At 63.3% G+C, this 24,603-nt stretch carries 24 protein-coding genes; 16 read left to right on the top strand and 8 right to left on the bottom strand.

All coding sequences use genetic code 11. The annotated features are described in order from the left end of the window. Positions 1-34 precede the first annotated feature (34 nt). The 7 genes from BLT09_RS18530 to BLT09_RS18500 all read right to left on the bottom strand — a co-directional run bounded on the left by BLT09_RS18530 (position 35) and on the right by BLT09_RS18500 (position 7,450). On the bottom strand, positions 35-1,420 hold the full coding sequence (locus BLT09_RS18530; protein WP_167366473.1) for an SIR2 family protein: 1,386 nt from the start codon (positions 1,418-1,420) through the stop codon (positions 35-37). A gap of 131 nt (positions 1,421-1,551) precedes the next feature. Continuing rightward, positions 1,552-2,979 (bottom strand): NADP-dependent phosphogluconate dehydrogenase, encoded by a 1,428-nt coding sequence (gene gndA, locus BLT09_RS18525; protein ID WP_091595663.1) that lies wholly within the window; start codon positions 2,977-2,979, stop codon positions 1,552-1,554. 145 nt (positions 2,980-3,124) lie between these two features. Continuing rightward, a complete protein-coding gene (locus BLT09_RS18520; RefSeq protein WP_091595450.1) occupies positions 3,125-4,750 on the bottom strand; it encodes a copper resistance CopC/CopD family protein in 1,626 nt (541 codons plus the stop codon). Between the two features lie 55 nt (positions 4,751-4,805). Then, on the bottom strand, positions 4,806-5,324 hold the full coding sequence (locus BLT09_RS18515) for a YcnI family copper-binding membrane protein (protein WP_091595448.1): 519 nt from the start codon (positions 5,322-5,324) through the stop codon (positions 4,806-4,808). A gap of 39 nt (positions 5,325-5,363) precedes the next feature. Further along, complete coding sequence (locus BLT09_RS18510; RefSeq protein ID WP_091595446.1) at positions 5,364-5,903, bottom strand: copper chaperone PCu(A)C; 540 nt, start codon at positions 5,901-5,903, stop codon at positions 5,364-5,366. A gap of 104 nt (positions 5,904-6,007) precedes the next feature. Next, a complete protein-coding gene (locus BLT09_RS18505; RefSeq protein ID WP_091595444.1) occupies positions 6,008-6,364 on the bottom strand; it encodes a DUF2946 family protein in 357 nt (118 codons plus the stop codon). 192 nt (positions 6,365-6,556) lie between these two features. Continuing rightward, a complete protein-coding gene (locus BLT09_RS18500) occupies positions 6,557-7,450 on the bottom strand; it encodes a GntR family transcriptional regulator (RefSeq protein ID WP_091595661.1) in 894 nt (297 codons plus the stop codon). A gap of 269 nt (positions 7,451-7,719) precedes the next feature. On the opposite strand from BLT09_RS18500, the gene BLT09_RS18495 reads away from it, so the two are divergent. The 6 genes from BLT09_RS18495 (at position 7,720) to BLT09_RS18470 (ending at position 15,311) form a co-directional block, all read left to right on the top strand. After that, a complete protein-coding gene (locus BLT09_RS18495; RefSeq protein WP_091595442.1) occupies positions 7,720-9,225 on the top strand; it encodes a UxaA family hydrolase in 1,506 nt (501 codons plus the stop codon). Positions 9,226-9,286: 61 nt separating this feature from the next. Further along, a complete protein-coding gene (locus tag BLT09_RS18490; protein ID WP_091595440.1) occupies positions 9,287-10,285 on the top strand; it encodes an aldo/keto reductase in 999 nt (332 codons plus the stop codon). A 328-nt stretch (positions 10,286-10,613) separates the two neighbouring features. After that, positions 10,614-11,609: an ABC transporter substrate-binding protein gene (locus BLT09_RS18485; RefSeq protein ID WP_091595438.1), complete on the top strand. Its 996-nt coding sequence runs from the start codon at positions 10,614-10,616 to the stop codon at positions 11,607-11,609. A gap of 104 nt (positions 11,610-11,713) precedes the next feature. Further along, positions 11,714-13,267, top strand: coding sequence for a sugar ABC transporter ATP-binding protein (locus BLT09_RS18480; RefSeq protein ID WP_091595436.1), 1,554 nt, complete (start codon positions 11,714-11,716; stop codon positions 13,265-13,267). Next, positions 13,264-14,229: an ABC transporter permease gene (locus BLT09_RS18475; RefSeq protein WP_091595434.1), complete on the top strand. Its 966-nt coding sequence runs from the start codon at positions 13,264-13,266 to the stop codon at positions 14,227-14,229. The genes BLT09_RS18480 and BLT09_RS18475 overlap by 4 nt, the downstream gene beginning before the upstream one ends. Positions 14,230-14,294: 65 nt before the next feature. After that, on the top strand, positions 14,295-15,311 hold the full coding sequence (locus BLT09_RS18470) for a zinc-binding alcohol dehydrogenase family protein (protein ID WP_091595432.1): 1,017 nt from the start codon (positions 14,295-14,297) through the stop codon (positions 15,309-15,311). A 7-nt stretch (positions 15,312-15,318) separates the two neighbouring features. On the opposite strand, the gene phnF is transcribed toward BLT09_RS18470, so the two are convergent. Then, complete coding sequence (gene phnF / locus BLT09_RS18465) at positions 15,319-16,068, bottom strand: phosphonate metabolism transcriptional regulator PhnF (protein WP_091595430.1); 750 nt, start codon at positions 16,066-16,068, stop codon at positions 15,319-15,321. A 122-nt stretch (positions 16,069-16,190) separates the two neighbouring features. On the opposite strand from phnF, the gene phnG reads away from it, so the two are divergent. From phnG to phnE, 10 genes are all read left to right on the top strand, one after another. Continuing rightward, positions 16,191-16,655: a phosphonate C-P lyase system protein PhnG gene (phnG, locus tag BLT09_RS18460; protein ID WP_091595428.1), complete on the top strand. Its 465-nt coding sequence runs from the start codon at positions 16,191-16,193 to the stop codon at positions 16,653-16,655. Then, positions 16,655-17,266, top strand: a complete 612-nt coding sequence (gene phnH, locus BLT09_RS18455) for a phosphonate C-P lyase system protein PhnH (protein ID WP_091595426.1) — start codon at positions 16,655-16,657, stop codon at positions 17,264-17,266. Before phnG ends, phnH begins: the two co-directional genes overlap by 1 nt. A 1-nt stretch (position 17,267) precedes the next feature. After that, positions 17,268-18,380, top strand: coding sequence for a carbon-phosphorus lyase complex subunit (locus tag BLT09_RS18450; RefSeq protein WP_091595424.1), 1,113 nt, complete (start codon positions 17,268-17,270; stop codon positions 18,378-18,380). Then, entirely contained in the window at positions 18,377-19,288 is a 912-nt protein-coding gene (locus tag BLT09_RS18445) for an alpha-D-ribose 1-methylphosphonate 5-phosphate C-P-lyase PhnJ (protein ID WP_091595421.1), read from the top strand. The genes BLT09_RS18450 and BLT09_RS18445 overlap by 4 nt, the downstream gene beginning before the upstream one ends. Next, on the top strand, positions 19,285-20,061 hold the full coding sequence (phnK, locus tag BLT09_RS18440; protein ID WP_091595419.1) for a phosphonate C-P lyase system protein PhnK: 777 nt from the start codon (positions 19,285-19,287) through the stop codon (positions 20,059-20,061). The genes BLT09_RS18445 and phnK overlap by 4 nt, the downstream gene beginning before the upstream one ends. A 2-nt stretch (positions 20,062-20,063) precedes the next feature. Continuing rightward, positions 20,064-20,771 carry a phosphonate C-P lyase system protein PhnL gene (phnL, locus tag BLT09_RS18435; protein ID WP_091595417.1) on the top strand — a complete coding sequence of 236 codons (708 nt, stop codon included), beginning with the start codon at positions 20,064-20,066 and terminating at the stop codon, positions 20,769-20,771. After that, positions 20,768-21,385 (top strand): DapH/DapD/GlmU-related protein, encoded by a 618-nt coding sequence (locus tag BLT09_RS18430; protein WP_091595415.1) that lies wholly within the window; start codon positions 20,768-20,770, stop codon positions 21,383-21,385. The genes phnL and BLT09_RS18430 overlap by 4 nt, the downstream gene beginning before the upstream one ends. 237 nt (positions 21,386-21,622) lie before the next feature. Beyond that, positions 21,623-22,480, top strand: a complete 858-nt coding sequence (phnC, locus tag BLT09_RS18425; RefSeq protein WP_091595413.1) for a phosphonate ABC transporter ATP-binding protein — start codon at positions 21,623-21,625, stop codon at positions 22,478-22,480. 162 nt (positions 22,481-22,642) lie between these two features. Then, entirely contained in the window at positions 22,643-23,551 is a 909-nt protein-coding gene (gene phnD / locus BLT09_RS18420; protein WP_091595411.1) for a phosphonate ABC transporter substrate-binding protein, read from the top strand. Between the two features lie 75 nt (positions 23,552-23,626). Beyond that, positions 23,627-24,601, top strand: coding sequence for a phosphonate ABC transporter, permease protein PhnE (gene phnE, locus BLT09_RS18415; protein WP_091595409.1), 975 nt, complete (start codon positions 23,627-23,629; stop codon positions 24,599-24,601). Positions 24,602-24,603 lie beyond the last annotated feature (2 nt).

The following is a 24,603-nucleotide window of genomic DNA, read 5'->3' as shown; positions in this document are numbered from 1 at the left end:
ATTCTGATACGGATTAAAAATGGGACGAAATGAATCAATCCCGCAGCTTGTACTCCTTACCCGCGAGCACATTGCAGAACAGCCCGACTGCATCATGCGACCATTTCCTCGTCGCCGACTTTTTCCCCGTCTTAATCCGCTCGTGGTAGCAATTGTCAGAGGCTCGCAAGTCTATTCCTTTCTCATCCTTGATCTTTCTAATGACCGGATTCAGGGCGTTCCATCCCTTGAGCTTGAGTTCGTCCGCGACTTGGGTGAGCGTGAAGGGATGCGTTTTGTTGTCGGTGTCAGCCAAGGTTAGACCGAGCATACGAGGGAGCTGTTCGTCGTCCTGAGCTACCTTTTCCAGGGTGGTATAGTCCACCTCCACAGTTCCACGGGGAATGTCTTTGCGCGTGAGTTTCATCAATCTTGCGGCGAGGGCGCGTAGCAGGGCCGGATTGACCTGTTTCAGCTCGTGCCTTGCGGACAGCAACTCGAAAACCTCCTTCAGAGATGAAACATTGAAGACGCGTAGCCTGTATTGTCGACCATCATCTTCGTCGTCGATGGCCACCTCGGACTGCCACGGACCGGCTTTGAGTTCGGCATGCCAAACCACCTGGGCGACGTTACCTACCAATCCACTTTCGTCCGCTACAATCCGTCCGATGTCCTGAAGCAGTGTTCGGACATTCGGATCGCCCAGGCCATAGCCAAAAATGAAGACCGGATGTTCGACAAAGTACGTCAGGAGTTTCGCAGCGAAGTACCGGCTCTGCTTGTGCCAGTTTTCATAGTCGGCGCTGGTGAGAACGAGGCTCTGCGGATCTTCGGTCATGCCATGAATATGGAAGATTTCGCCAAACGAATTGAGGTCGTACCGAAGGACCCCACGCCCGACGATAGGCTCGTAGCCTTCAAAGATCAGCTCGATCATGGAATCGTAGTTGGTGGTGATGATGGCGTGGGGGCGTATATCCCTCAACGCGGATATCTCTTCACTATACTCCGCCGCAAGACCGCGCCGATCGGACGGCGTAATCTTATTTAGATGCTCCGCGACTATCGACTTCATGAACACGTGTCTGTCTGTGCCCTGGAAAAGCGCGGGGTCGAAACGCTCCCTGCCGTCACTCCATGCCCATTCGAAGATCAGATCGGCTATCGCGGTACCGATCCTGACTTTGTCATCCCCGAACTTCTGAACGAAATAAGAATACGGCTGCGCGCGATTGCCGACAGTGTCGAGGGCATACCTAAGGGCGCCCTCCCAGTCCGGCGCTCCCATGTACCGGCGAGGTAGACCCGAGCCGACGAATAGGACCGGCTGGACGTCAAACTCCTCAATTATCGCCTGGATTGCTTCTGCAACAGTAGTCGCTGAATCCAATTCGCCGTCCGCCACAACGTCCACGGCGCCAATTTCTTCTTTTGCCATTAAACTTGCCCCCATTTTCTTCGATAGCTGGGAATGAGCCCGTCGGCAATCGAATTGGTCTCAATGACCGGCTCAGTGAATGACAGGTTTCAGGAAGCCCGCGGCCGATCGGGAGTGACTGACATGAGGCGCTAAGCTGCCGCTCCGCTGCCCCACGGGCCATGGAAAGCGCCCGGCCCATCGATGCGTTCGAAGCCGTGCGCGCCGAAGAAATCGCGTTGCGCCTGGATCAGGTTCGAGGTGCCGCGGCCCTGGCGGTAGCTGTCGAAATAGGCGAGCGCCGACGACAGCGCCGGCACCGGCGAGCCGGCTTCCGACGCCCTTGCCACGATGCGCCGCAGCGATGGATGCGCTTCCTGCATCATCGCTATGAAGGCCGGTGCCATCAAAAGATTGGTGGCCGCCCCGCCGGTGCCGAAGGCTTCCGCCATCGTGTCCAGCAATTGCGAGCGGATGATGCAGCCTGCCCGCCAGATCTTGGCGATGGTCGGCATCGGCAGGTCCCAGTTGAATTCCTTCGACGCGCCGCTCATCACCGCGAAGCCTTGCGCATAGGCTGATATCTTGCCGGCGAACAGCGCCAGTTCGAGATCGCCAAGAAGCGCGTCCTTGTCTCCGGAAATCCTGGTCACGCCGCCTGTGCCATAGGCCTTTTCGGCGGCCAGGCGCTCGTCCTTGATCGACGACAGCACGCGCGCCGCCACCGCGGCCTCGATTGCGGTGGCCGGAATGCCGAGCTGCTGCGCCTCGATCACCGACCATTTGCCGGTGCCCTTCTGGCCGGCGCGGTCGAGGATGAGATCCACCACCGGCTTGCCTGTCTTCGGATCGTCGGCGGCCAGCACCTTGGCGGTGATCTCGATCAGATAGGAGTTGAGCCGGCCCTTGTTCCAGCCGGCAAACACCTGCGCGATCTGCTTCGGCCCCATGCTTAAGCCGTCGCGCAAGATGCCGTAGATCTCGGCGATCATCTGCATGTCGGCATATTCGATGCCGTTGTGGATGGTCTTGACGAAATGCCCGGCGCCATCGGTGCCAAGCCATGCCGCACAGGGCTCGTCCCTGAACTTTGCCGAAATGGCGGTCAGCACCTTTTCGACGCGTTTCCAGGACTCTTCGGTGCCGCCGACCATGATCGACGGTCCATGGCGCGCGCCCTCCTCGCCACCGGACACGCCCATGCCGATGAAGGTGAGACCCGAACCGGAAAGCTCGGAGAAGCGCCGCATCGTGTCGCGGAAATTGGCATTGCCGGCGTCGATGACGATGTCGTTGGCCGACAGCACGCCGCGCAGTGCCGCGATCTGCTCGTCGACCGGCTTGCCGGCCAGCACCATGATGATGATCGGCCGCGGCGGCCGGATGGCGGCGGCGAGTTCCTCCAGGCTGTAGCACGGCACCACCATGTTCTTCAGCGCCCCGGCATTCTCGACAAAGGCGTCGGTGCGTGCCGCGGTGCGGTTGAAAACGGCTATGCGGTGCCCCTTCTCGGCGATGTTGAGCGCCAGGTTGGAGCCCATCGTGCCAAGGCCGATCAGGCCGATTTCGGCTTTTTCCATCGTTTCTTCCCTGCTTTCGGATCTTTTGTTGAGGCCGCGATTTGTGGCGACGACCATTCTTGTCGGGATGCCATTCTTGCCGGATGATTGACGGGCCTTCAGGGCCGCGTCAACCGCACTCGCCGAATTGTGTTGCAGCTTGTCCTCACGGCCTGATGTCGATCGGCGCCTCTATCTTCACCATCTCGAAATCCGAGATGAGGATATCGAGCCGCGCCGTCCATCGGCCGGGAACCGGGACGACGAGATCGTCGACACGCCAGGTGCCGTCGCCTGGCTTTGCCGCCGCGCGTTTGATCGGCTCGATCCCGGCATCGGGTTTTGACAGCACCAGCGTCACTTGCTCAGCATCGAGCGGGCCGAAATCCCCGGTCATGATGACGATCGAGGCGGCAACCGGCCCGACATGGCCGGGCGTGATGCTGAGGTCGGCCATCGCCTTCGGCGTGTGGATATGCACCGAAGCCGGCTGCGCCGCTGCGATCGCCAGGGCGCGTGGCGGCGGCGTGAAGCGCCAGCCGGCGGCAACGCCGAATATCGCCAGAACGATCAGCATCTCAATGCCGATCGAGCGGACCAGCCTCTTCTGTACTTCCGTCTCTCCCGCTTCCGCGGGACCGGTCAGCTTCCAGCGGTTGATGGCGGCCAGAATGAACAGAATGAACAGCAGCGCCAGCTTGACCAGCAGCAGCCGGCCATAGGCGGTCTCGAGCAAAGCTGCGGGCGCCTGTACCTGGATGACAGCCAGCACGAAGCCGGTGGCCACAAGCACGGCCACGACATGCAGGATCGCCTGGGAAAACCGACGCAGGAAAGGCGCGGCCTCGGCCGGCTTCCGCCTGATAGTGAGACCGAGCGGCGCCAGCGCCCCGGCCCAGAACGCGATGCCGGCGCCGTGCAGAAACACCATCGGCCGTGTCAGCCATTGCGGTTCGGCGGCACTTGCATGCCCGCTGGCGGCAAGGGCGGCACCGATACCGGCCAGGCCTGCAACGGCAAACAGTTTTGCGCCGCCGCGCGGCCCGACCAGCGACAGCAGGCCAAGCCCGAGCGCCACCAGCGCGATCAGCACCGTCCAGCCGAAGCTGGTGGCGAGCCCGGCCTGCCAGACGCCTGGCTGCGCCAGCCGGACGAACGGTGCGCCGAGCGCGTCCAGTCCCTGCAAGCCGAGCGACAACGGCGCCGCGACGAGGCCGCACAGGATCGCGGCGATGACGAAGCGCCGGCCGGAACGCTCGCCCTTCGCCAGCCAGGCGATGGCAAAGGCGCCGCCGACGCCGAGAAACAGGCCGACATAGAGAAAGACCTTGCCGATCCAGATTGCCGACCTCAGACCCCGGTCGACAGCTTCGGCGACGGCCGGCGCCGCACTCGGCGCGCCGATCGAAAACAGCACCGAGCCGCCGACCGGATGGCCATCGGCGGAGATCACCCGCCAGCTCAGCACATGGGTGCCGGATCCGAGCCGTTGCGGATTGTCGATGTCGAGCGTCTGGCCATTGAGCCGAAAGGATGTCAGCGGAACCGGCGTTCCATCGGGCCGCACCAAGGTCAGCATCAGCGGTGACACCGGCTCGCTGAAGGTCAGCGAGAACTGCGCGGGGCTCTGCGCCAGCACGGCGCCGTCCGTCGGCTCGGTTGTGACCAGCGCCGCGTGGGCGAAGGCCTGACCTGGCGCGGCAATGGCGGCAAGCAGCACGATCGCAGCCAGCAGGCAGATCGCAAATCGGCCGGTTGTGCAGACCGTTCGCAGCAGGGATGCAGCACTCATGTCACGGCACAAAAACAGCGGCGCGCTCTTTCGAACAAGGCGCGCCGCCAAAAAATCATTGCTTCGGCGCAAGCTTGAGGCCGGGCGCCGGATATTCCAGCGCGTCCTCATCCTGGCCGGCCGCTGGAATCTCGATCCAGCGTTCGGCGGCGCCTTCGCATTCCTGCACCACCGGGAAGTAGAGCGTTTGGCCTGCCGGCAGATCCGCCGCCAGTGTGCCGCGGAAGACGAATTCGTCGTAGAATTCGTCCGGCAGGCTGCCGCCGCTCCAATTCACTTCCTTGACGCCGCTGGACACCTCTTGACCATGGAGCTGATAGGATTTCTCGTATCTGCCGTTCTTGACCTGCAGCGTCCAGCCGGCCTTCGGCATCGGCTTCACTGAAATCACTCCCTCCGGGATCTGCACGCGCACGGCGGTCGTCGCCTTGCCTTCACAGCCATGCGGCACGCGCAGGACGGCCTTGTAGGTCGAACCGACCGCCGCCTCCTGCGCTTCCAGCGTAATTTGGGCAAAGGCAGCACTTGTCCCCAGGACGAAAAACACGCCGGCCGACAGAAGATAATTGTTCATGATGGTTCCTCGAGTTTGAATTGAGCGGATCTGGCCGGATCAATTGGCATGGTCGTGCATGCCGCCCGTTTCGCCCATGCCTTCCACCGTGAACTCGACGGCGACCGTGCCAGCCTTTTCGAAGGTCAGCGCAGCGGAAAACGTCTCACCTTGTTTGGGCTGACGCTTGAGGCCGATAAACATCAAGTGATAACCGCCGGGAGCTAGCGCGACCTTGCCGCCGGCCGGGATTTCGAGGCCGCCGCTGACCGGCCGCATGGTCATGACGCCGTCCTTGACGCCCATTTCGTGCAGTTCGGTCCTGTCCGACACATCGGAGGAGATCGACAGCAGCCGATCCGGCGAACTGCCGGTGTTGGTCACGGTGAAGTAGCCGCCGGCGACTTTGGCGCCGGGCGGCGTGGCGCGCGACCAGGGATGCACGATCTCGAGGTCGCCAACCCTGAACTCATGCGCGAAAACGGCCTGGGCGCTGACGAACAGCAGGGCGAGGAGGAGTACGGTGACGCCGAGTCGCTCCTCGAAGCTGCGCAGGAAGCGGCTGTTGCGGCCGGGCCGCGCGCGAAAAGTGTGAGACATGATAGCTCCAGGAACTGAGAAATCGCGCCGTCGGCCGGTCGCGAACAGTTTCGATGTTGAACGAATTCGCCCGCGACAAATTCCGCAAGGCGAACTGGGACGGATCAGGCCGTCACCGGAGGCGCGCGCGGATTCGACGGAGAGCGGTCGCGGGCAAAGTCGAGATACCTGAACGCCGGCAGCACAAACGCAACGGCTTCGACGGAAAAATTGCCGGACACCGTGGCGGCAGCGGGCGGCGGCGCGTAGACAGCCGAAGCCATGCCGCAGCCAGGCATGCAGCAAGCCGGCATGTGCTGCTGGTGCGGATCACCGCCGGAACGCTGGGCAGCGCCGTCCTGGGTGCAGATGACGTTGCCGAAAGCATCGCGTTGGGAAGCATCCGGCCCGATGCCGAAGGCGAATGCGCCAAGCACCGACTGGAGGACGAGCAAATAGACCGCGGCGAATGCCGACGGCATGCTCCATCGTCTCCGCCGGATGTTCAAAGGCCTGCCTCCTCACGCAGCAACGGCCAGATATTTAGCACGCGGCCGGCGGTCGGAAAATCGCCAAATTACCACTGCGGCAACGCGGCGCTTTAATGCATGTCGCGCAAAAGTATGCAGCGGTTTTGCGATAACGACATGCATAAAACAACAACCTAAAGCTAGCTATGGTTGCTGGCCCTCCGGGATCGAGGTCAACAGCGTATTGCGCGCCGATTTCAGATGCTTGCGGCAGGCGGCGTCGACCTTGCCGAGATCGCGCGATTTGAGCGCCGCGATATAGGCAAGGTGTTCCGCGACCGCCACTTCGTTGCGCTCCCGCTCCTGCGCCTTGTTCCACTGATAGTGGTAGTGGAAGATCATGGCGATGACGTCGTAGAAATCGACGATGAAGCGATTGTGCGACGCGCGGTGGATCAGCCGGTGAAAGCGCTCGTCGAGTTCCGAGAATTCGTTGAAGCGCGTTGCGATCTCGCGCGCCAGCAGGCGATGCTCGTCCTCCAGCAGGTCGAGGTCGGCCCACACCGGGCTGTCTTCCGGCAGCGCGGCGAAAGCGGAGGCCGAGCGCAGTTCGAACATCTCGCGGATTTCAGTCAGTTCCAGCGCGAAAGCGCGGGTAAAGCCTTTCAGCACCCAATGGCTGTTGCGGCGCTTCTCGATCAGCCCGAAGCGGGAAAAGCGGATCAGGAACTCGCGCACGCTGGTGGTGCCAACGCCGATCTCGCGCGCCAGCTCGAGCTCGTTGATCTGCATGCCGGGCTCAGCACCGCCGACAAGCAGCCGCCGCATGAAGGAGCGCTCGATGATCTGCGACAGCGTGTCGGTTTCTTCCTCGGGGAAAAAGTCGTCCGGCCGCGGCACGCGCAAAACCGTCTTGCTGCGCTTGTTCCAGGCGATCAGCCCGGTCTCTTCCATGCGCGCAAGGATGGTGCGGATCGTCGTGCGGCTGACGCCAAGCAGGGTGCCCAGCTCGGGCTCTGACGGCAGGCTTTTCGTTTCGTCGAGCAGCCGCAAACCGCGATTGTAGGCGTCCTTATAGACGTTGTTGCTCTTCGACATCCCCTGCCCCGTTGCGCGCCGGCGCTTGCGGCGGCCGGCTTGAAGCGCGATATGCAGATGCTTCTGGCGCAAGCTCCCGGGAAGCGGAATCGCTTTTCGGAAGTCAGGCCTGGTTCCAGCGTCCGGTCCTCTGCGCATCCGCAAGAACGCGCGGCTTCGTCACGAAAAAACAATTGACGCAAAACTGTTTTTTCACGATAAAAGACATTAACTGTTAACAGGCGCGTGTCAATCGCTTGCCGATCCCAGGAACACCCAGGAAACTGCCCGTGAACACCGCAAACAGCATTCTTCTGTCCCCCGCCGACAATGTCGCGGTCGCCAACGGCCGCATCGAGATCGGCGCGGTGCTGCCGGGCGGCGCCGTTGCCACGGCGCTGATCGAACCCGGCCACAAGGTGGCGATCAAGCCGATTGCCGCCGGCGAGGCCGTGGTCAAATACGCCCAGGCGATCGGCCGCGCCACTGAAGCCATTGCGCCCGGCGAGCATGTCCATTCGCACAATCTGGTCTTCGAATCCGGGCGTTTGCCGGTGGTGCCGCCGAGCGAGGCCGTACACGCCACAGAGGCCGATCGCGCCCGCACCTTCATGGGCTACCGCCGCGCCGACGGCCGTGCCGGCACGCGCAACTTCATCGGCGTTCTCGCCAGCGTCAATTGCTCGGCCACCGTTTGCCACGCCATCGCCGACGAGGCGAACCGGACGCTGCTGCCCAGATATCCGGGGATCGACGGCTTCGTTCCCATCGTTCACGGCCAGGGCTGCGGCATGAGCGCCACCGGCGACGGCATGATGGTGCTGCACCGCACGCTTGCCGGCTATGCCCGTCATCCGAATTTTGGCGGTGTGCTGATGGTCGGTCTCGGCTGCGAGGTCAACCAGCTCACCCTCTATGGCCAGAAGGGCGTCGCCGCGGGAAAGCGCCATTTCAACATCCAGGAAGCCGGCGGCTCGCGCAAATCTGTCGAGAAGGCGTTGGTCGTGCTGGCCGAGATATCAGAGGAGGTCGGCAAGCTTGAGCGTGAGCCGATCCCGGTCAGCGAGATCGTCGTCGGCCTGCAATGCGGCGGCTCCGACGGCATGTCCGGTATCACCGCCAATCCGGCGCTGGGCGCCGCCGTCGACATCCTGGCCGGCGTCGGCGGCATCGGCATCCTCTCCGAGACGACGGAAATCTACGGCGCCGAGCATCTGCTCGCCTATCGTGCGGCGACCCCGGAGATAGCCGCCAAGCTCGATGGCTATGTAAAGTGGTGGGAAGATCATGTCGCCAAGCATGGCGCCTCCATCGACAACAATCCGTCACCCGGCAACAAGCGCGGCGGCCTGACCACCATTTTGGAGAAGTCGCTTGGCGCCGTCGCCAAGGGCGGCCAGACGCCGCTCAACGGCGTCTTCGGCTATGCCGAGAAGGTCAGCGGCCACGGCTTGGTGTTCATGGACACGCCCGGCTACGACCCGGTTTCCGCCACCGGCCAGGTGGCTGGCGGCGCCAACGTCATCGTCTTCACCACCGGCCGCGGTTCCTGCTTCGGCTGCCGGCCGACACCGTCGATCAAGGTCGCCAGCAACTCGACCATGTACCACGCGATGGAAGAGGACATGGACGTGAACTGCGGCGTCATCGCCTCCGGCGACAAGACCATTGCCGGCATGGGCCGCGAGATTTTCGAGCTGATCGTCGAGACGGCTTCCGGCCGCAAGACCAAGAGCGAGGAGTTCGGCTACGGCGACAACGAGTTCGTGCCGTGGCACCTCGGAGCGACCCTCTAGCCCGACCGCTAACCGACAACGACGATAGACAGGCCGGACAATGGCCGGTGGGAGGCTTTGCATGAAGAAACGCCGTGTCGGCAGCACCGCGCTGGAAATAACCGAGGTCAGCTTCGGCGGCGCGGCGGTCGGCGGGCTCTACCGAGCCTGCCCACGCGAGACGGCGATGCAGACGCTGCAGGTCGCCTGGGATGCCGGCTTGCGCTATTTCGATACCGCGCCCTTCTACGGCTTCGGCCTTTCGGAACGCCGCTTCGGCGATTTCCTGCGCGAAAAGCCGCGGGACTCCTACGTGCTGTCGACCAAGGTCGGGCGCCTGTTGCGGCCGGTGCCGGAAGACCGGATTCCGGATCATTCCTATGTCGATCCGCTGCCCTTTGCGCCCGACTACGACTATTCCTACGACGGCATCATGCGCTCGGTCGAGTTCAGCTATGCGCGGCTTGGCCTCAATCGAATCGACATCCTGTTCGTTCACGACATCGGCGTCTATACGCATGGCGTCGAGAAAACGAAGCTGCATTTCCGCCAGTTTTTGGATGGCGGGCTGAAGGCGCTGGAAGAGCTGAAGTCGTCCAGGGTCATTTCCGCCTACGGCCTTGGCGTCAACGAGGTTCAGATCTGTCTCGATGTGCTGCGCCAGGCGCCGCTCGACTGCATCCTGCTCGCCAGCCGCTATTCGCTGCTTGACCGCACCGCCGAAGCCGAATTGCTGCCGCTTTGCCGGCAACGGCAGACCTCGCTGATCATCGGCGGCGTCTTCAACTCGGGCATCCTGGCGACCGGCCCGGTGCCGGGTGCGCATTTCGACTACCAGCCGGCCACCCAGGACATTCTCGGCCGGGTCGGCGCCATGGAAAAAATCGCCGCCGAGGGCGGCTATCCGCTTGCCGCCGCAGCGTTCCAGTTCCCGCTGCACGAGCCTGTGGTGGCTTCTGTGCTGACGGGCACCGCCAAACCGGCCAATCTGGAACGAAATCTGCAACTGCTCGACATCCAGGTGCCCGAAACAGAATTCGCCAAATATGATCCCTACACGGTCGTTCAGAAGCTCGGCTGATGCGCTGCGGCCTTCGCCGGTTGAACGGCGGACGGTGCGATCAGGAGGCGCCTCACCTTACGCCTCAAAAAAGAACGAATATTCCATCTTGACTGGCAGATAGAATTAATATTCCATACCTTTTCGGGGGAGGGGTTTGGCAATGAGGATCGGCACTCCCTTCCGGTCGAGGCATAGGCAGGACGATACGAAACACCGCTTGCGTCGACCGGACCGATGCACTATCAAAATGCGGTAAATGTTTTTTATTGATAAAGTTCCGTTTGGCCAGCGCCTATCCAAACCGAGCTTCCGCTACGTTCACCTGGCGACCTAGGGAGGAAGTCTAATGAAATTCGTGACCAGCATTCTCAACCGCCGCGCATTCGTGGCGCTCGCCGCCGCCTCGATGCTTGCCGGCGTGATGCATTCGGCGCCGGCTTCGGCGGCGGACGTAACCATTCCGATCATCGTCAAGGACACCACCTCTTTCTACTGGCAGATCGTCCTGGCCGGCGCCCGCAAGGCCGGCAAGGACCTCGGCGTCAACGTACCGGAACTCGGCGCCCAGGCGGAGACCGACGTCAACGGCCAGATCTCGATCCTTGAAAACGCCGTCGCCGGCAGCCCGGCCGCCGTCGTCATCGCACCGACCGAGGCCAAGGCGCTCGGCAAGCCGATCGACGAGGCAGCCACCAACGTCAAGATCATCGGCATCGATTCCGGCGCCGACTCCAAGGCCTTCACCTCGTTCCTGACCACAGACAATATCCAGGGCGGCCGCGTCGCCGCTGACGGGCTGGCCGCCGCGATCGGCGAAGCCAATGGCGGCAAAATCGAGGGCGACGTCGCCCTGATCACTGCGCTTCCCGGCGCAGGCTCGCTCGAGCAGCGCGCCCAAGGCTTCAAGGAACAGCTTGCCGCCAAATATCCCGGCCTCAAGCTCATCGCCGACAAATACGCCGACGGCCAGGCCACCACCGGCCTCAACATCGCCACCGACCTGATCACCGCCAACCCGAACCTCAAGGGCATCTTCGCCTCCAACCTGATCATGGCGCAGGGCGTTGGCCAGGCGATCGCCGAGAACAGCCTTGCCGGCAAGGTCGGGCTGATCGGCTTCGACAGCGACGAGAAGCTGGTCAAGTTCCTCAATGACGGCGTCATTTCCGGCCTCGTCGTCCAGGATCCGTACCGGATGGGCTATGACGGCATCAAGACGGCGCTCGCTGCCTCGAAAGGCGAGAAGGTCGAGGCCAATGTCGACACCGGCGCCAACCTCGTCACCAAGGCTAACATGAAAGATCCGAAGATCGACGCGCTGCTCAATCCGAAGCTCGACTGAGCACCGGCATTGGCACACCGTTTCCGGGGCTTTTTGCCCCGGAAACGACCTACACTCGTGCCACTCGTGGGGCCAATCTGGGAGGCCAATCTGGGAGGAACGTCATGACGTCGACGGCGCAGGAACTGCATCCGGCCCCAACGCTGGAACCGGGCAGGACGATCCTCGAACTCAAGGGACTGGAAAAACGATATCCCGGCACGCACGCGCTGAAGCCGGTTAACCTCGCCTTCAAGGCCAGCGAAATCCACGCCATTGTCGGCGAGAACGGTGCCGGCAAATCCACCCTGATCAAGCTTTTGACCGGGGTCATGCCGCGCACCTCCGGTGACGTCATCTGGGAGGGCAAGCCGGCAGCGCTGGCGACGCCGCATGAGGCGATGGCGCTCGGCATCAATGCCGTGCATCAGGAGGTCGTTCTGTGCCGCCATCTCACTGTCGCGGCCAACATGTTCCTCGGCGAGGAGGATTCCCGCTTCGGTATCCTGCAGCAGCGGGCCATGGTCAGGGAAGCGCAGAAGATCATCGACGATCTCGGCTTCGATCTGCCGGCGCATGTCGTGCTGGGTGACCTGACCATAGGCCAGCAGCAGCTGATCGCCGCCGCCCGTGCCACCGTGCGCGGCACCAAGTTCCTGATCTTCGACGAACCGACTGCCTATCTCACCCGCAAGGAAGCCGACCAGCTGTTCACGCTGATCCGCCGGCTGAAGGGCGAAGGCGTCACCATCATCTACATCAGCCACCGCATGGAAGAGGTGTTCGAGCTCGCCGACCGTGTCTCGGTGCTGCGCGACGGCACGCTTGTCGGCACCCGGAACATCGCCGAGACCAACGACGCCGAGTTGGTCAAGATGATGATCAACCGCTCGATCGAGCAAGTCTATCACAAGGAGCATTTTATCCCGGGCGCGACGCTCCTCGAAGCCCGAAATCTCTCCGGCAAGGGTTTTGAAAATGTCTCGATGACGATCCGTGCCGGCGAAATCGTCGGGCTCTATGGCCTGATCGGCGCCGGGCGCAGTGAGTTCGTCACCACGCTCTACGGCCGTCATCGCAAGTCGGCCGGCCAGATCCTCTGGAAGGGCAAGGAGGTTCAGGTCAACTCCGAGCATGACGCTATCAAGCTCGGCATGGCTCTGGCGCCGGAAAGCCGCCGCGACCAGGGCCTCTGCCTCAACCTCCCGGTCGGCCTCAATCTCAATCTGCCGATCTACAAGCGCATCTCCAGCAATCTGCTGATCTCCAGCGCGCAGGAGAAGACCGAGGCGGATCGCCAGATCGCCAATCTCAGGATCAAGACGCCGACGCGCCACGCCCTCGCCTCCAGCCTGTCCGGCGGCAACCAGCAGAAGATCGTCATTGGCAAATGGCTGGCGCACGGCGCCAAGCTGTTCATCTTCGACGAGCCGACAGTTGGCGTCGATGTCGGCACCAAGGCCGAGATCTACCGCCTGTTCGGCGAACTGTTGTCCAAGGGCGCCGGCATCATCCTGATCTCGTCCTATCTGCCCGAGGTCTATGAACTGGCCGACACGCTGCATGTGTTTCGGCGCGGCAAACTGGTGGCCACGCATGGTTTCCACACTGCCGACCATGAGGAGATCCTCACCCAGGCGCTGGCCGAGAAACAAGAAAAACCGGGAGGACAGATATGAGCACCGAGGCGATTGCTGCCGAAAGGCCGAAACGCAACTACAATGCCCTGTTCGGGCTGACGCTGCTGGCGCTGCTGGTGCTGTTGTGGGTCATCCTGTCGGTGGCGACGCCGAGCTTCGCCTCCGCCAACAACATCTCGAACCTGCTGCGGCAAGGTTCGATGATCGCCATCCTGGCGGTCGGCCAGACCTTCGTCATCATCACCGGCGGCATCGACCTTTCCGTCGGCGCCGTCGTTGGCTTCGCCACCGTCATCGTTGCGATGCTGATCAATGCCGGCGTGCCGATTTACCTCGCCATCCTGATCACCTTGCTGGTCGGCGTCGCCATCGGCCTGTTCCATGGCTTTGGCATCGTCAAGATGGGCCTGCCGCCCTTCATCATCACGCTGGCGACGCTGACCTCGCTGCGCGGCATCGGCCTTTTGATGACCAACGGCAACTCGATCTCGATCAACAACGACGCCTTCCAGCTGTTTTCGCGCAGCTCGTTTCTCGGCGTCCCCAATCTGTTCTGGATGGTGATCCTGGTCGGCATCCCTGCCTACATCTTCCTGCATCACAGCCGCTGGGGCCGGTATCTGTTCTCGGTCGGCTCCAACGCCGAGGCCTCGCGTCTGTCCGGTGTCAACGTCCAGCGCACCATCTACATGGCCTATACGCTGTCTGGCCTGTGTGCGGCTTTTGTCGGCGTGCTGCTTGCCTCGCGCATCGGCATCGGCAATCCGACGCAGGCCGAGGGCTGGGAGTTGCAGGCGATCGCCTCGTCGGTGATCGGCGGCACGTCGCTGTTCGGCGCCGTCGGCTCGGTGCACGGACCGCTGCTCGGCGCCTTCATCCTCGCCACCATCAACAACGGCGCCAATCTCTTGAACGTCAACGCGTTCTGGCAGCGCATCATCACCGGCGTGCTGATCATCGTCATCGTCTATTTCGACGGCCTGCGCCGCCGCGGCAAGTAGACCATCTTAACAACCGCCGGCCCGGCGATCGGGCCGGCGGTGCCATCAACCGAGTGGATCAAAGCATGAAAGCCGTCATCTGCCGTTCGCCCGGCGATCTTGTTGTGGAAGACCGCCCGGCGCCGAGCACACCACCGCCGGGCTGGGCGCTGGTCGCGGTCAGTCATGTCGGCATCTGCGGCACCGACTATCACATCTTCGAGGGCAAGCATCCGTTCCTCGCCTATCCCCGCATCATGGGTCACGAGGTCTCCGGCACCGTGATCGAGGCCGGCGAAGGCGTCGATCTGGCTGTGGGCGAGCCGGTGATCATCAATCCTTATCTCGCCTGCGGCAAATGCATCGCCTGCCGCCAAGGCAAGCCGAATTGCTGCGTCGGGATCGAAGTGCTCGGCGTCCACCGCGACGGCGCCATGTGCGAACGGATCCTGGTGCCGGCGCAAAATCTTTACCCGGCCAACGGCCTGTCGCTGGCCGATGCCGCCGCCGTCGAATTCCTGGCGATCGGGGCGCATGCCGTGCGGCGCTCGCTGGCTGATCCCGGCGCGCGCGCGCTGGTCATCGGCGCCGGGCCGATCGGCCTCGGCACAGCGCTGTTTGCCCGCATCGCCGGCCTCGACGTAACGCTGCTCGACATGAGTGCGGAGAGGCTGGGTTTTGCTGCAAGCGAACTCGGCTTCGCCACTCTCGACGCCTCGCGGCAGTCTGCGACCGATCTGGTGCGCGAGGCGACCAACGGCGAAGGTTTTGACGCGGTCTTCGATGCCACCGGCAACACCCAGTCCGTCCAGTCAGCCTTCGCCCATGTCGCGCATGGCGGGATGCTGGTCCTGGTCAGCGTCGTCAAGGACGACATCGTCTTTTCCGATCCTGAATTCCACAAGCGTGAGATGACGCTGATCGGCAGCCGCAACGCGCTGCGCGCCGACTTCGACCATGTCGCTGCCTCGATCCGCGATGGTGCTGTGCCGCTGGCAAAGCTCGTCACCCATCGCACGACGCTTGGCGACACGCCGCGCGACCTCGCCCGCTGGGCGCATGCAAAATCCGGCCTGATCAAGGCCGTCATCCAGGTCGGATGAACCGGACCTAAAGCGCCGATATCTTGAGCTCGACCCGCTCGGCCGGAAACCGCGTTTCGGCGAACTGGATCGGCTGGCCGTCCGGCGTGACGTTGACGGCGACCGTGACCAGCACGATGGCGCCGGGCTGCAGATCGAGATCGGCAAGGTCGGCGGCGTCCGCGTGGCGGGCCGACAACACCGTCGATTGTCTGAGATAGTCACCGATGCCGAAACGCCGAAATGAGGCGGTCACCGATCCGGTTTCGGCCATGGCGGCATCGATGCCGGCGAAGCGAGCCGCGTCGAACCAGCCGGTGGCACGCGAGACCGGTTGCCCATCGGCTTCGCCGCGTGTCTCGAGGCGTATGACAGTCGAACCCCTGGCAAGCCCCAGCCCTTCGGCGACGCGCCGGCTGGCCGGCTCGACCGCCGATTCGAGCAGCACGCTGCGACGCTCCGACGCCTGCCCTTGCAAGCCCTCCGAAAAGCGGGTGCGGGCGCCGATCGGATAGGACAGGCGCTTGCGCGACAGCACAAAAGTGCCGCGCCCCTGTTCGGCTCTAAGCACGCCATCCTGCACCAGCGCGGCGATGGCGCTGCGCACCGTATGGCGATTGACGCCATAGCGCTCGGCCAGTGCAACTTCCGGTGGCAACGCAGCATTCTCGGCAAAGTCGCCGACGGCGATCGATTGCAGGATCTGGTCGGCGATCTGCCGCCACAGCGAGACGCCGCTGCGCCGCTCCAAGCTGTTGGCCATCTGCTGACCGATCATCTCTTTGCCCCGATCTTTTCGCCCCTGTCATCCATCCGTCATGGACACGCATTAGAAAATAGATATAATTTGTATAATTGTCTATATCAATGGACAAATTTCGATGCAAGGGAATGTTAACCATGCGAGGACAGGAAGCGCGCGATCAGCAGCTTGAGCGCAAGGCCGTCATGGCGACGCTGGCGCAATCGACCGGCGACGATATCGTCCGCCTCTGGAACGAAGCCGGCCTGCCTTCGGAAGCAGAGTTCCTGCGCGGTCCCGAAACCGGCCTGGTCACCGTGCGTGGCCGAATCGGCGGCGGCGGCGCGCCATTCAACCTCGGCGAGGCGACGGTCACCCGCGCGACGGTGCGGCTTGCCTCGGGAGAAGTCGGCCACTGCTACGTGCTGGGCCGTGACAAGCAGAAAGCAAAACTGGCGGCGATCGCCGACGCGCTCTGGCAGGATCCCACCCGCCGCACCGAGGTCGAGAGCAAACTCATTGCGCCGCTGCAGGCCGCACTGGCCAGCCGACGTGAGCGGCGGCGCGCCGAGACGGCGGCAACGAAGGTCGATTTCTTCACCATGGTGCGCGGAGAAGACTGATGGACATCGCAACCCAGGCGATCGAGGGCGGCTTTGCCGATCCGGTGTTCGACGCCCAGACAGTGTTCCGCGCCGTGATGGACGCAATGGCGCGGCCGGGCACCCTGCAGCCTCTGCCGGTCTTTGCCCGCCCGCCGGCGCCGCTGTCGGCCACCGCAGGCGCCATCGCGCTGGCGCTGTGCGACAACGACACGCCGCTCTGGCTCGACCTCGTTCTGCAGGCCCCAGCAGCGGTGAAATCCTGGCTCGGCTTCCACACCGGCGCGCCACTGGCCCACACGCCAGCCGATGCGCATTTCGCGCTGATCGCCACGCCGGCCGAGATGATGGCGCTCGACGGCTTTTCACAAGGCACCCAGGACTATCCCGACCGCTCGACGACGCTGATCCTGCAGGTCAGCGATCTCGTCTCAGGCGCCCCGCTGCTGCTCGAAGGTCCCGGCATCGAAACAACCGCGACAATCGCGCCAGCGCAGATGCCGCGCCACTTCGTCGAACAATGGAAGCAGAACAATCAGCGTTTTCCCCGTGGTGTCGACATTATCCTCGCCACCCCGGAAGGCGTTGCCTGCCTGCCGCGCACGACGCGCATCAAGACGATGGAGGCGTGATATGTATGTCGCGGTAAAAGGCGGTGAAGCGGCCATTGCCAACGCCCACGCCCTGCTCGCCGACCGCCGCCGCGGCGACCGTTCCGTGCCGGCGCTCCGCCTCGACCAGATCGTCGAGCAGCTGGCGCTCGGCGTCGACCGGGTGATGAGCGAAGGTTCGCTCTACGACCGCGAATTGGCGGCGCTGGCCATCGTTCAGGCGCGCGGCGACATGATCGAGGCGATCTTCCTAGTTCGCGCCTATCGCACCACGCTGCCGCGCTTCGGCTACACCAGGGCGATCGACACCGGGGCGATGCTGGTCGAGCGGCGGGTGTCGGCGACCTACAAGGATCTTCCCGGCGGCCAGCTGCTCGGCCCGACCTTCGACTACACGCACAGGTTGCTCGACCCCGAGCTTGCCGCCGGCGGCGAGGTCGCCGAGCCGCTGCAGCGTGCCAGCGACGCGGACGCCATGCCGCGTGTCTCCGCCATCCTCGCCCGCGAAGGCCTGATCGAACCCGACGGCGACATGCCGCAGGACCATATCCCGGGCGACATCACCCGCGAGCCGCTGGAATTTCCGATGGCGCGCGACATCCGCCTGCAGGCGCTGTCGCGCGGTGACGAAGGTTTTTTGCTGGCGCTCGGCTATTCCACCCAACGCGGCTATGCCCGCAACCATCCCTTCGTCGGCGAGGTTCGCATCGGCGAGGTCGAGCTGGAACTCGACGTGCCGGAGCTGCCATTCGCCGTACCGCTCGGTTCTGCGCGTGTCACCGAGTGCCAGATGGTCAACCAGTTCAAGGGCTCGACAAAGGCGCCGCCGCAATTCACCCGCGGCTACGGCCTCGTCTTCGGCCAGAGCGAGCGTAAGGCGATGGCCATGGCGCTCTGCGACCGCGCGCTTCGTGCAACCGAATTCGGCGAAGATGTCGTCGCCGCAGCCCAGGACGAGGAATTCGTCATCTCGCATTCCGACAATGTCCAGGCGACCGGTTTCGTCGAGCACCTCAAGCTGCCGCACTACGTCGATTTCCAGGCCGAGCTCGACCTGGTGCGCCGCATGCGCGCCGAGCATGACGCCCGCGAAAACGCCGGCAAGGCCGAGGAAAAAAGGGAGGCCGCGGAATGACCGCACAACCGACCGACATCGCCACTTACAACTTCGCCTATCTCGACGAGCAGACCAAGCGGATGATCCGCCGCGCGATCCTCAAGGGCATCGCCATTCCCGGCTATCAGGTGCCGTTCGCCTCACGCGAAATGCCGATGCCCTATGGCTGGGGCACCGGCGGCGTCCAGGTCACCGCTTCGATCATCGGTCCGGAAGACGTGCTGAAGGTCATAGACCAGGGCGCCGACGACACTACCAATGCCGTCTCGATCCGCGCCTTCTTCAAAAAAGTCGCCAATGTCGCCGTCACCACCGACACGGCGAAGGCGACCATCATCCAGACCCGCCACCGCATTCCCGAACATCCGCTGACAGCAGGCCAGGTGCTGGTCTATCAGGTGCCAATCCCCGAGCCGCTGCGCTTCCTCGAGCCGCGCGAGACGGAAACGCGGAAAATGCATGCGCTGGAGGAATACGGCCTCATGCATGTAAAACTTTACGAAGACATCGCCCGGCACGGCCGCATCGCCACCACCTATGCCTATCCGGTCAAGGTCGAGGGTCGCTATGTGATGGACCCGTCGCCGACGCCGAAGTTCGATAACCCGAAAATGCACCGTTCGCCGGCCCTGCAACTGTTCGGCGCCGGCCGCGAAAAGCGCATCTATGCGCTGCCGCCTTTCACCGACGTAGTCAGCCTCGACTTCGAGGACCATCCGTTCGAGGTGCAGACCTTCGACCAGCCCTGCGCACTGTGCGCGGCCGAGAACGTCTATCTCGACGAGGTCATCCTCGACGACCATGGCGGCCACATGTTCGTCTGCTCCGATACCGACCATTGCGAGAAGCGGCGCGAGCAAGGCCATCGCGGCCACCTTGCGCCCGAGACCCCTCCTGCCCTGGAAAAAAGGGAGCCGGCGCAATGACCGACGAACCGCTGCTGCGCGTTTCCGCGCTGTCCAAGTTCTACGGTTCGCGCATTGGTTGCGAGAACGTCAGCTTCGACCTGTGGCCGGGCGAGGTGCTGGCAGTGGTCGGCGAATCCGGATCCGGCAAGACGACGCTGCTCAACTGCCTGTCGACCAGATTGCTGCCGAGTTCCGGCACCGCCAGCTACCGCATGCGCGACGGCCAGTTTCGCGAGCTATACCGCATGAGCGAGGCCGAGCGCCGCTTCCTGATGCGCACCGACTGGGGTTTTGTCCATCAGAACCCCGCCGACGGGCTGCGCATGACGGTGTCGGCCGGCGCCAATGTCGGCGAGCGGCTGATGGCGGTCGGCGACCGCCACTATGGCAAAATCCGCGCTACCGCCGTCGACTGGCTGTCGCGCGTCGAGATCGACGAGGACCGTATCGACGACGAACCGCGCGCCTTTTCCGGCGGCATGCGCCAGCGCCTGCAGATCGCCCGCAACCTCGTCACCGGGCCGCGGCTGGTGTTCATGGACGAGCCGACCGGCGGCCTCGACGTTTCCGTGCAGGCGCGCCTGCTCGACCTGTTGCGCGGCCTGGTCACCGATCTCGGCCTCGCTGCGATCGTCGTCACCCATGACCTTGCGGTGGCGCGTCTGCTGTCGCAACGCATGATGGTGATGAAGGACGGCCGCGTCGTCGAAAGCGGCCTCACCGACCGCGTGCTCGATGACCCGCGCGCGCCCTACACCCAGCTTCTCGTTTCTTCCATTCTGCAGGTGTGATCATGGCAACCCCGCTCGTCGTCTCCGATGTCGCCAAGAGCTTCACCATGCATCTGCGTGACGGCATCAAACTGCCGGTCGTCGCCGGCGTGTCGTTCTCGATCAGGAGCGGCGAATGCGCCGTGCTCGGCGGCCCCTCCGGCGCCGGCAAGAGCTCGATCCTGAAGATGCTCTACGGCAACTATGCCGTCGATGCAGGCCAGATCATCGTCCAGCACGAGGACGGGCTCATCGATCTGGCGACGGCCAGCCCACGCACCGTGCTTGCCGTGCGCCGGCTCACGATCGGCTATGTCAGCCAGTTCCTGCGCACCGTGCCGCGCGTCTCGGCGCTGGATGTCGTCGCCGAACCGCTGGTCGAGCGCGGCGAGGACCGCGAGGTCGCGCGCGGCAAGGCACGCGCCTTGCTGGCGCAACTCAACCTGCTGGAAAAGCTCTGGGCACTGCCGCCGGCGACCTTTTCCGGCGGCGAGCAGCAGCGCGTCAACATCGCGCGCGGCTTCATCACCCAGCACCCGATCCTGCTGCTCGACGAACCGACCGCTTCGCTCGACGCCAGCAACCGCGACGTGGTGATTGCGCTGATCGCGGCCAAGAAGGCGGCCGGCGTCGCCCTGCTTGGCATCTTCCACGACCACGACGTGCGCGAGGCAGTGGCCGACCGCGTCATCGACGTGACCGCTTTTGCCGCCGGGAAAATCGCCGCATGACCCGAAAACTGTCGGAAACGCCGCTTGTCCACGAGACAGCGGAAGTCGACAACTCGACGCTCGGCCGCTGGACCGAGATCGCCGAACGCTGCCGGCTTTCGGAAAGTACGCTCGGCGACTATTCCTACATGATGCAGGACTGCAGCGCCTGGTGCGCGACGATCGGCAAATTCGCCAACATCGCCGCCAGCGTGCGCATCAACGCCACCAACCATCCGACCTGGCGGCCGACGCTACACCATTTCACCTATCGCGCCTCTGACTATTGGGACGACGCCGAGCACGAGAGCGAATTCTTTGCCCAGCGCCGCGCCAAACGGGTCACCATCGGCCACGACACCTGGCTTGGCCACGGCTCGACCATCCTGCCCGGCGTCAGCGTCGGCGACGGTGCGGCAGTCGGCGCCGGCGCCGTGGTGTCGAAAGACGTCGCGCCCTACACCATCGTCGGCGGCGTGCCGGCCAAACCGATCCGCGAACGCTTCGACCGCCGCACGGCGGAACGCTATCAGGCACTTGCCTGGTGGGATTGGAACCACGCCCGCCTGCGCGCCGCGCTCGACGATTTTCGCGCGCTTTCGGCGGAAGCATTTCTGGAAAAATACGGCGGCTAGTGAATGGTGAATGGTGAATAGTGAATGGCGGCAGGGAAGCCGTTCTTGTCACCATTCACCATTCACCATTCACCATTCACCATTCACCATTCACTTGATCGAACCGCGTCCGCCGGCTTGCCCCCTTCCAGCTGTGGACGGTAACAAAACTGACATCAATCCGACACCGCGGTTTCATGCGGCTGCGCTAGCCAAGGCTAACAGACCTTCGAAACGCGACTGGACTGGAACTTGCCTATGTCAGCAACCTCAGCCACGCTCGAAATCCGCGGCGTCACCCGTCGGTTTGGCAGGAACACCGCCGTCAGCAATGTCGACATCTCGATCCCTCAAGGCCAGATGGTCGGCATCATCGGCCGCTCGGGCGCCGGCAAGTCGACGCTTTTGCGCATGATTAACCGCCTCATCGATCCCAGCCAGGGCTCGATTTTCTTTGACGGCGCCGAAGTCTCCAGCCTGCGCGGTTCGCTGCTCAGGCGCTGGCAGCGCGATTGCGCCATGATCTTTCAGCAATTCAACCTGGTGCCGCGCCTTGACGTTTTGACCAATGTGCTGCTCGGGCGGCTCAATCACCGCTCGACCCTTGTCAATCTGCTCGGTGTCTTCTCCCGCGAGGAACGGGCCGAGGCAATCGCCGCGCTCGAACGCCTCGACATCGCCGGCACGGCGCTTCAGCCGGCCGGCACCTTGTCCGGCGGCCAGCAGCAGCGCGTTGCGATTGCCCGTGCCATGATGCAGCAGCCGAAAGTCATCCTCGCCGACGAGCCGATCGCCTCGCTCGACCCGCTCAATGCCAAGGTGGTGATGGATTCGCTGCAGGACATCAATCTGCGCGAGGGCCTCACCGTCGTCACCAATCTGCACACGCTGGATACCGCGCGCACCTATTGCAACCGCATCATCGGCATGGCCGCCGGCAAGGTGGTGTTCGACGGACCGCCCGAAGAGCTCAACCGCGAGGCCGTGCGCATGGTCTACGGCGCCGACAGCAATGGCGGCGAAATTTCCGAGGCGATCACCTCGACCAGCGTCGCCATCAAGCAAAAGATCGCCGCATCCGCCGGACCGCTAGAGCCGGCATTTCCCGGCTACTAGCTCCAACGATCCCGGCAAGTGGATACCGGTATACGAGTATACGAAAGCAGACGACGAAAGAGCGCCTGGACCGGCAGTCCGCATCAAGGCCGGGCATAAAAAGGCGCCGTCAATATTCGAACGCTGCCGGCGCGACGCCGGAACCAACAGGAGAGACGCGAAATGTTTAAAAAAATACTTTTCGGTGCCGTTTCCATCCTCGCCATGGCGATGGGCGCGGTCCAGGCACAGGACCTGAAGGAATTCCGCGTCGGCATTCTGGGCGGCGAGAACGAAGCCGACCGCCTGCGCAACTACCAGTGCTTCGCCGACCACATCAAGCAAGTCCTCGGCGTGGAAAAAGTTTCGCTGTTCCCGGCCGCTGACTACGACGGCGTCATCCAGGGCCTGCTCGGCGGCACGCTCGACTTTGCCGAGCTCGGCGCTTCGGCCTACGCCAAGGTCTATCTCGAAAACAAGGACGCGGTTCAACCGATCCTGACGACGATCCAGACCGACGGCTCGACCGGCTACCGTGCGGTCATGGTCGCGCGTGCTGATTCCGGCATCAAGACGCTCGCCGACATGAAGGGTAAGAAACTCGGTTTCGCCGATCCCGATTCGACTTCTGGTTACCTGATCCCGGTCACGTCACTGCCCAAGGACATCGGCATGGATGTGAAGAGCTACTTCGCGTCGACCGGTTTCGGCGGCGGCCATGAACAGCTTGTCCTTGAAGTCCTGAAGGGCACGTTCGATGCCGGCACCACCTGGGCCTCAGGCGTCGGCGACTTCAACGACGGCTACAGCTCGGGCAATCTGCGCAAGATGGTCGACAAGGGCGTCCTCAAGATGGATGACCTCGTCGAACTGTGGCAGTCGCCCCTGATCCCGAACGGCCCGCTGGTATTGCGTACGTCGATCGACGCCGGCACCAGGCAGAAGATCACCGATTTCCTGACCAAGCTTCCGGAAACCGATCCGGCCTGTTTCTCGGCAATTCAAGGCGGCGATTACAAGGGCTATTCGCCGGTTACCCCGGAATTCTACCAGCCGATCATCGACGCCCGTAAGGCGAAGATCGGCTCGTAAGGCAAACTGCCAAAACGCCGCCGGGGCCACGTGCCGCCGGCGGCGTTGCCGCATCAGGGGCCGGGAAAAAAATCGATGAGTGCGACCGAAATTTACCGCGCGCCCGCGCTTTCACCGGAGGGAGCCACCGTCGAGCGGCACTGGCGCGATCTTGCCGCCCGCCGGCGCCTTTACACGATCGGCGGCCTGGTTTTCCTGTTTCTTGCACTCTCCGGCTCGCTCTGGTTCGCCAACGAAACCAACGCCGGAAAGTTCTTCGACCGCCTTCCCCACGTCGCCGACTTTTTCGCCGAGTTGAAGCCGCGCGACTGGTTCGACCCGGCGCGTGCGCTGTTCGACCTGCCGTCACCCTATGACGACGGCAGCCTCAAGTTCGACTACCCGGAGGGCCGGGTCTACCTCACCCAGAGCATCTACATTCCGGAGTATTTCCACCGGATGGTCGAGACGCTGAACATCGCCCTGTTTTCGACGCTGGTGGGCGCCACATTCGGCTTCCTGCTCTGCTTCTTCGCCGCAGGCAATATCACGGCCAGCCGCTGGCTCCGTTTCTTCACGCGCCGCTTCCTTGAAATCGTCCGCGCCTTTCCGGAAATTGTCATTGCCGGCTTTTTCCTGGCGATTTTCTCGCTAGGGCCGATTCCTGCGATCATTGCGGTCAGCATCCATACCGTCGGCGCGCTCGGAAAGATGTTCTTCGAAGTCGTCGAAAATGCTGACATGAAGCCTGAAGAAGGCTTGCGGGCGGTGGGCGCCAATTGGGTCGAGCGGGTGTGGTTCGGCATCGTGCCCCAGGTCCTGCCCAACTTCATCAGCTATTTCCTGCTCCGCTTCGAGATCAATGTGCGCGCTTCGACCATACTTGGCGCCGTCGGCGCCGGCGGCATCGGCGAATCCCTGCGTCTTTCGATCGGCCGGGGCCATGAGGCCAAGACCATCGCCATCGTCTTCCTGCTGTTCTGCACGATTGTCGCCGTCGACCAGCTTTCGGCATGGCTAAGACATCGTCTTGTCGGCCGGCAGGCGTTCGCCTACGGGCGCGGAGAGTAAAG

It is taken from the genome of Mesorhizobium muleiense, from assembly GCF_900099905.1.
Lineage (GTDB): Bacteria > Pseudomonadota > Alphaproteobacteria > Rhizobiales > Rhizobiaceae > Mesorhizobium > Mesorhizobium muleiense.
Note: the sequence above shows the minus strand (reverse complement) of the source record. Positions and strands in the feature narration are given on the sequence as shown.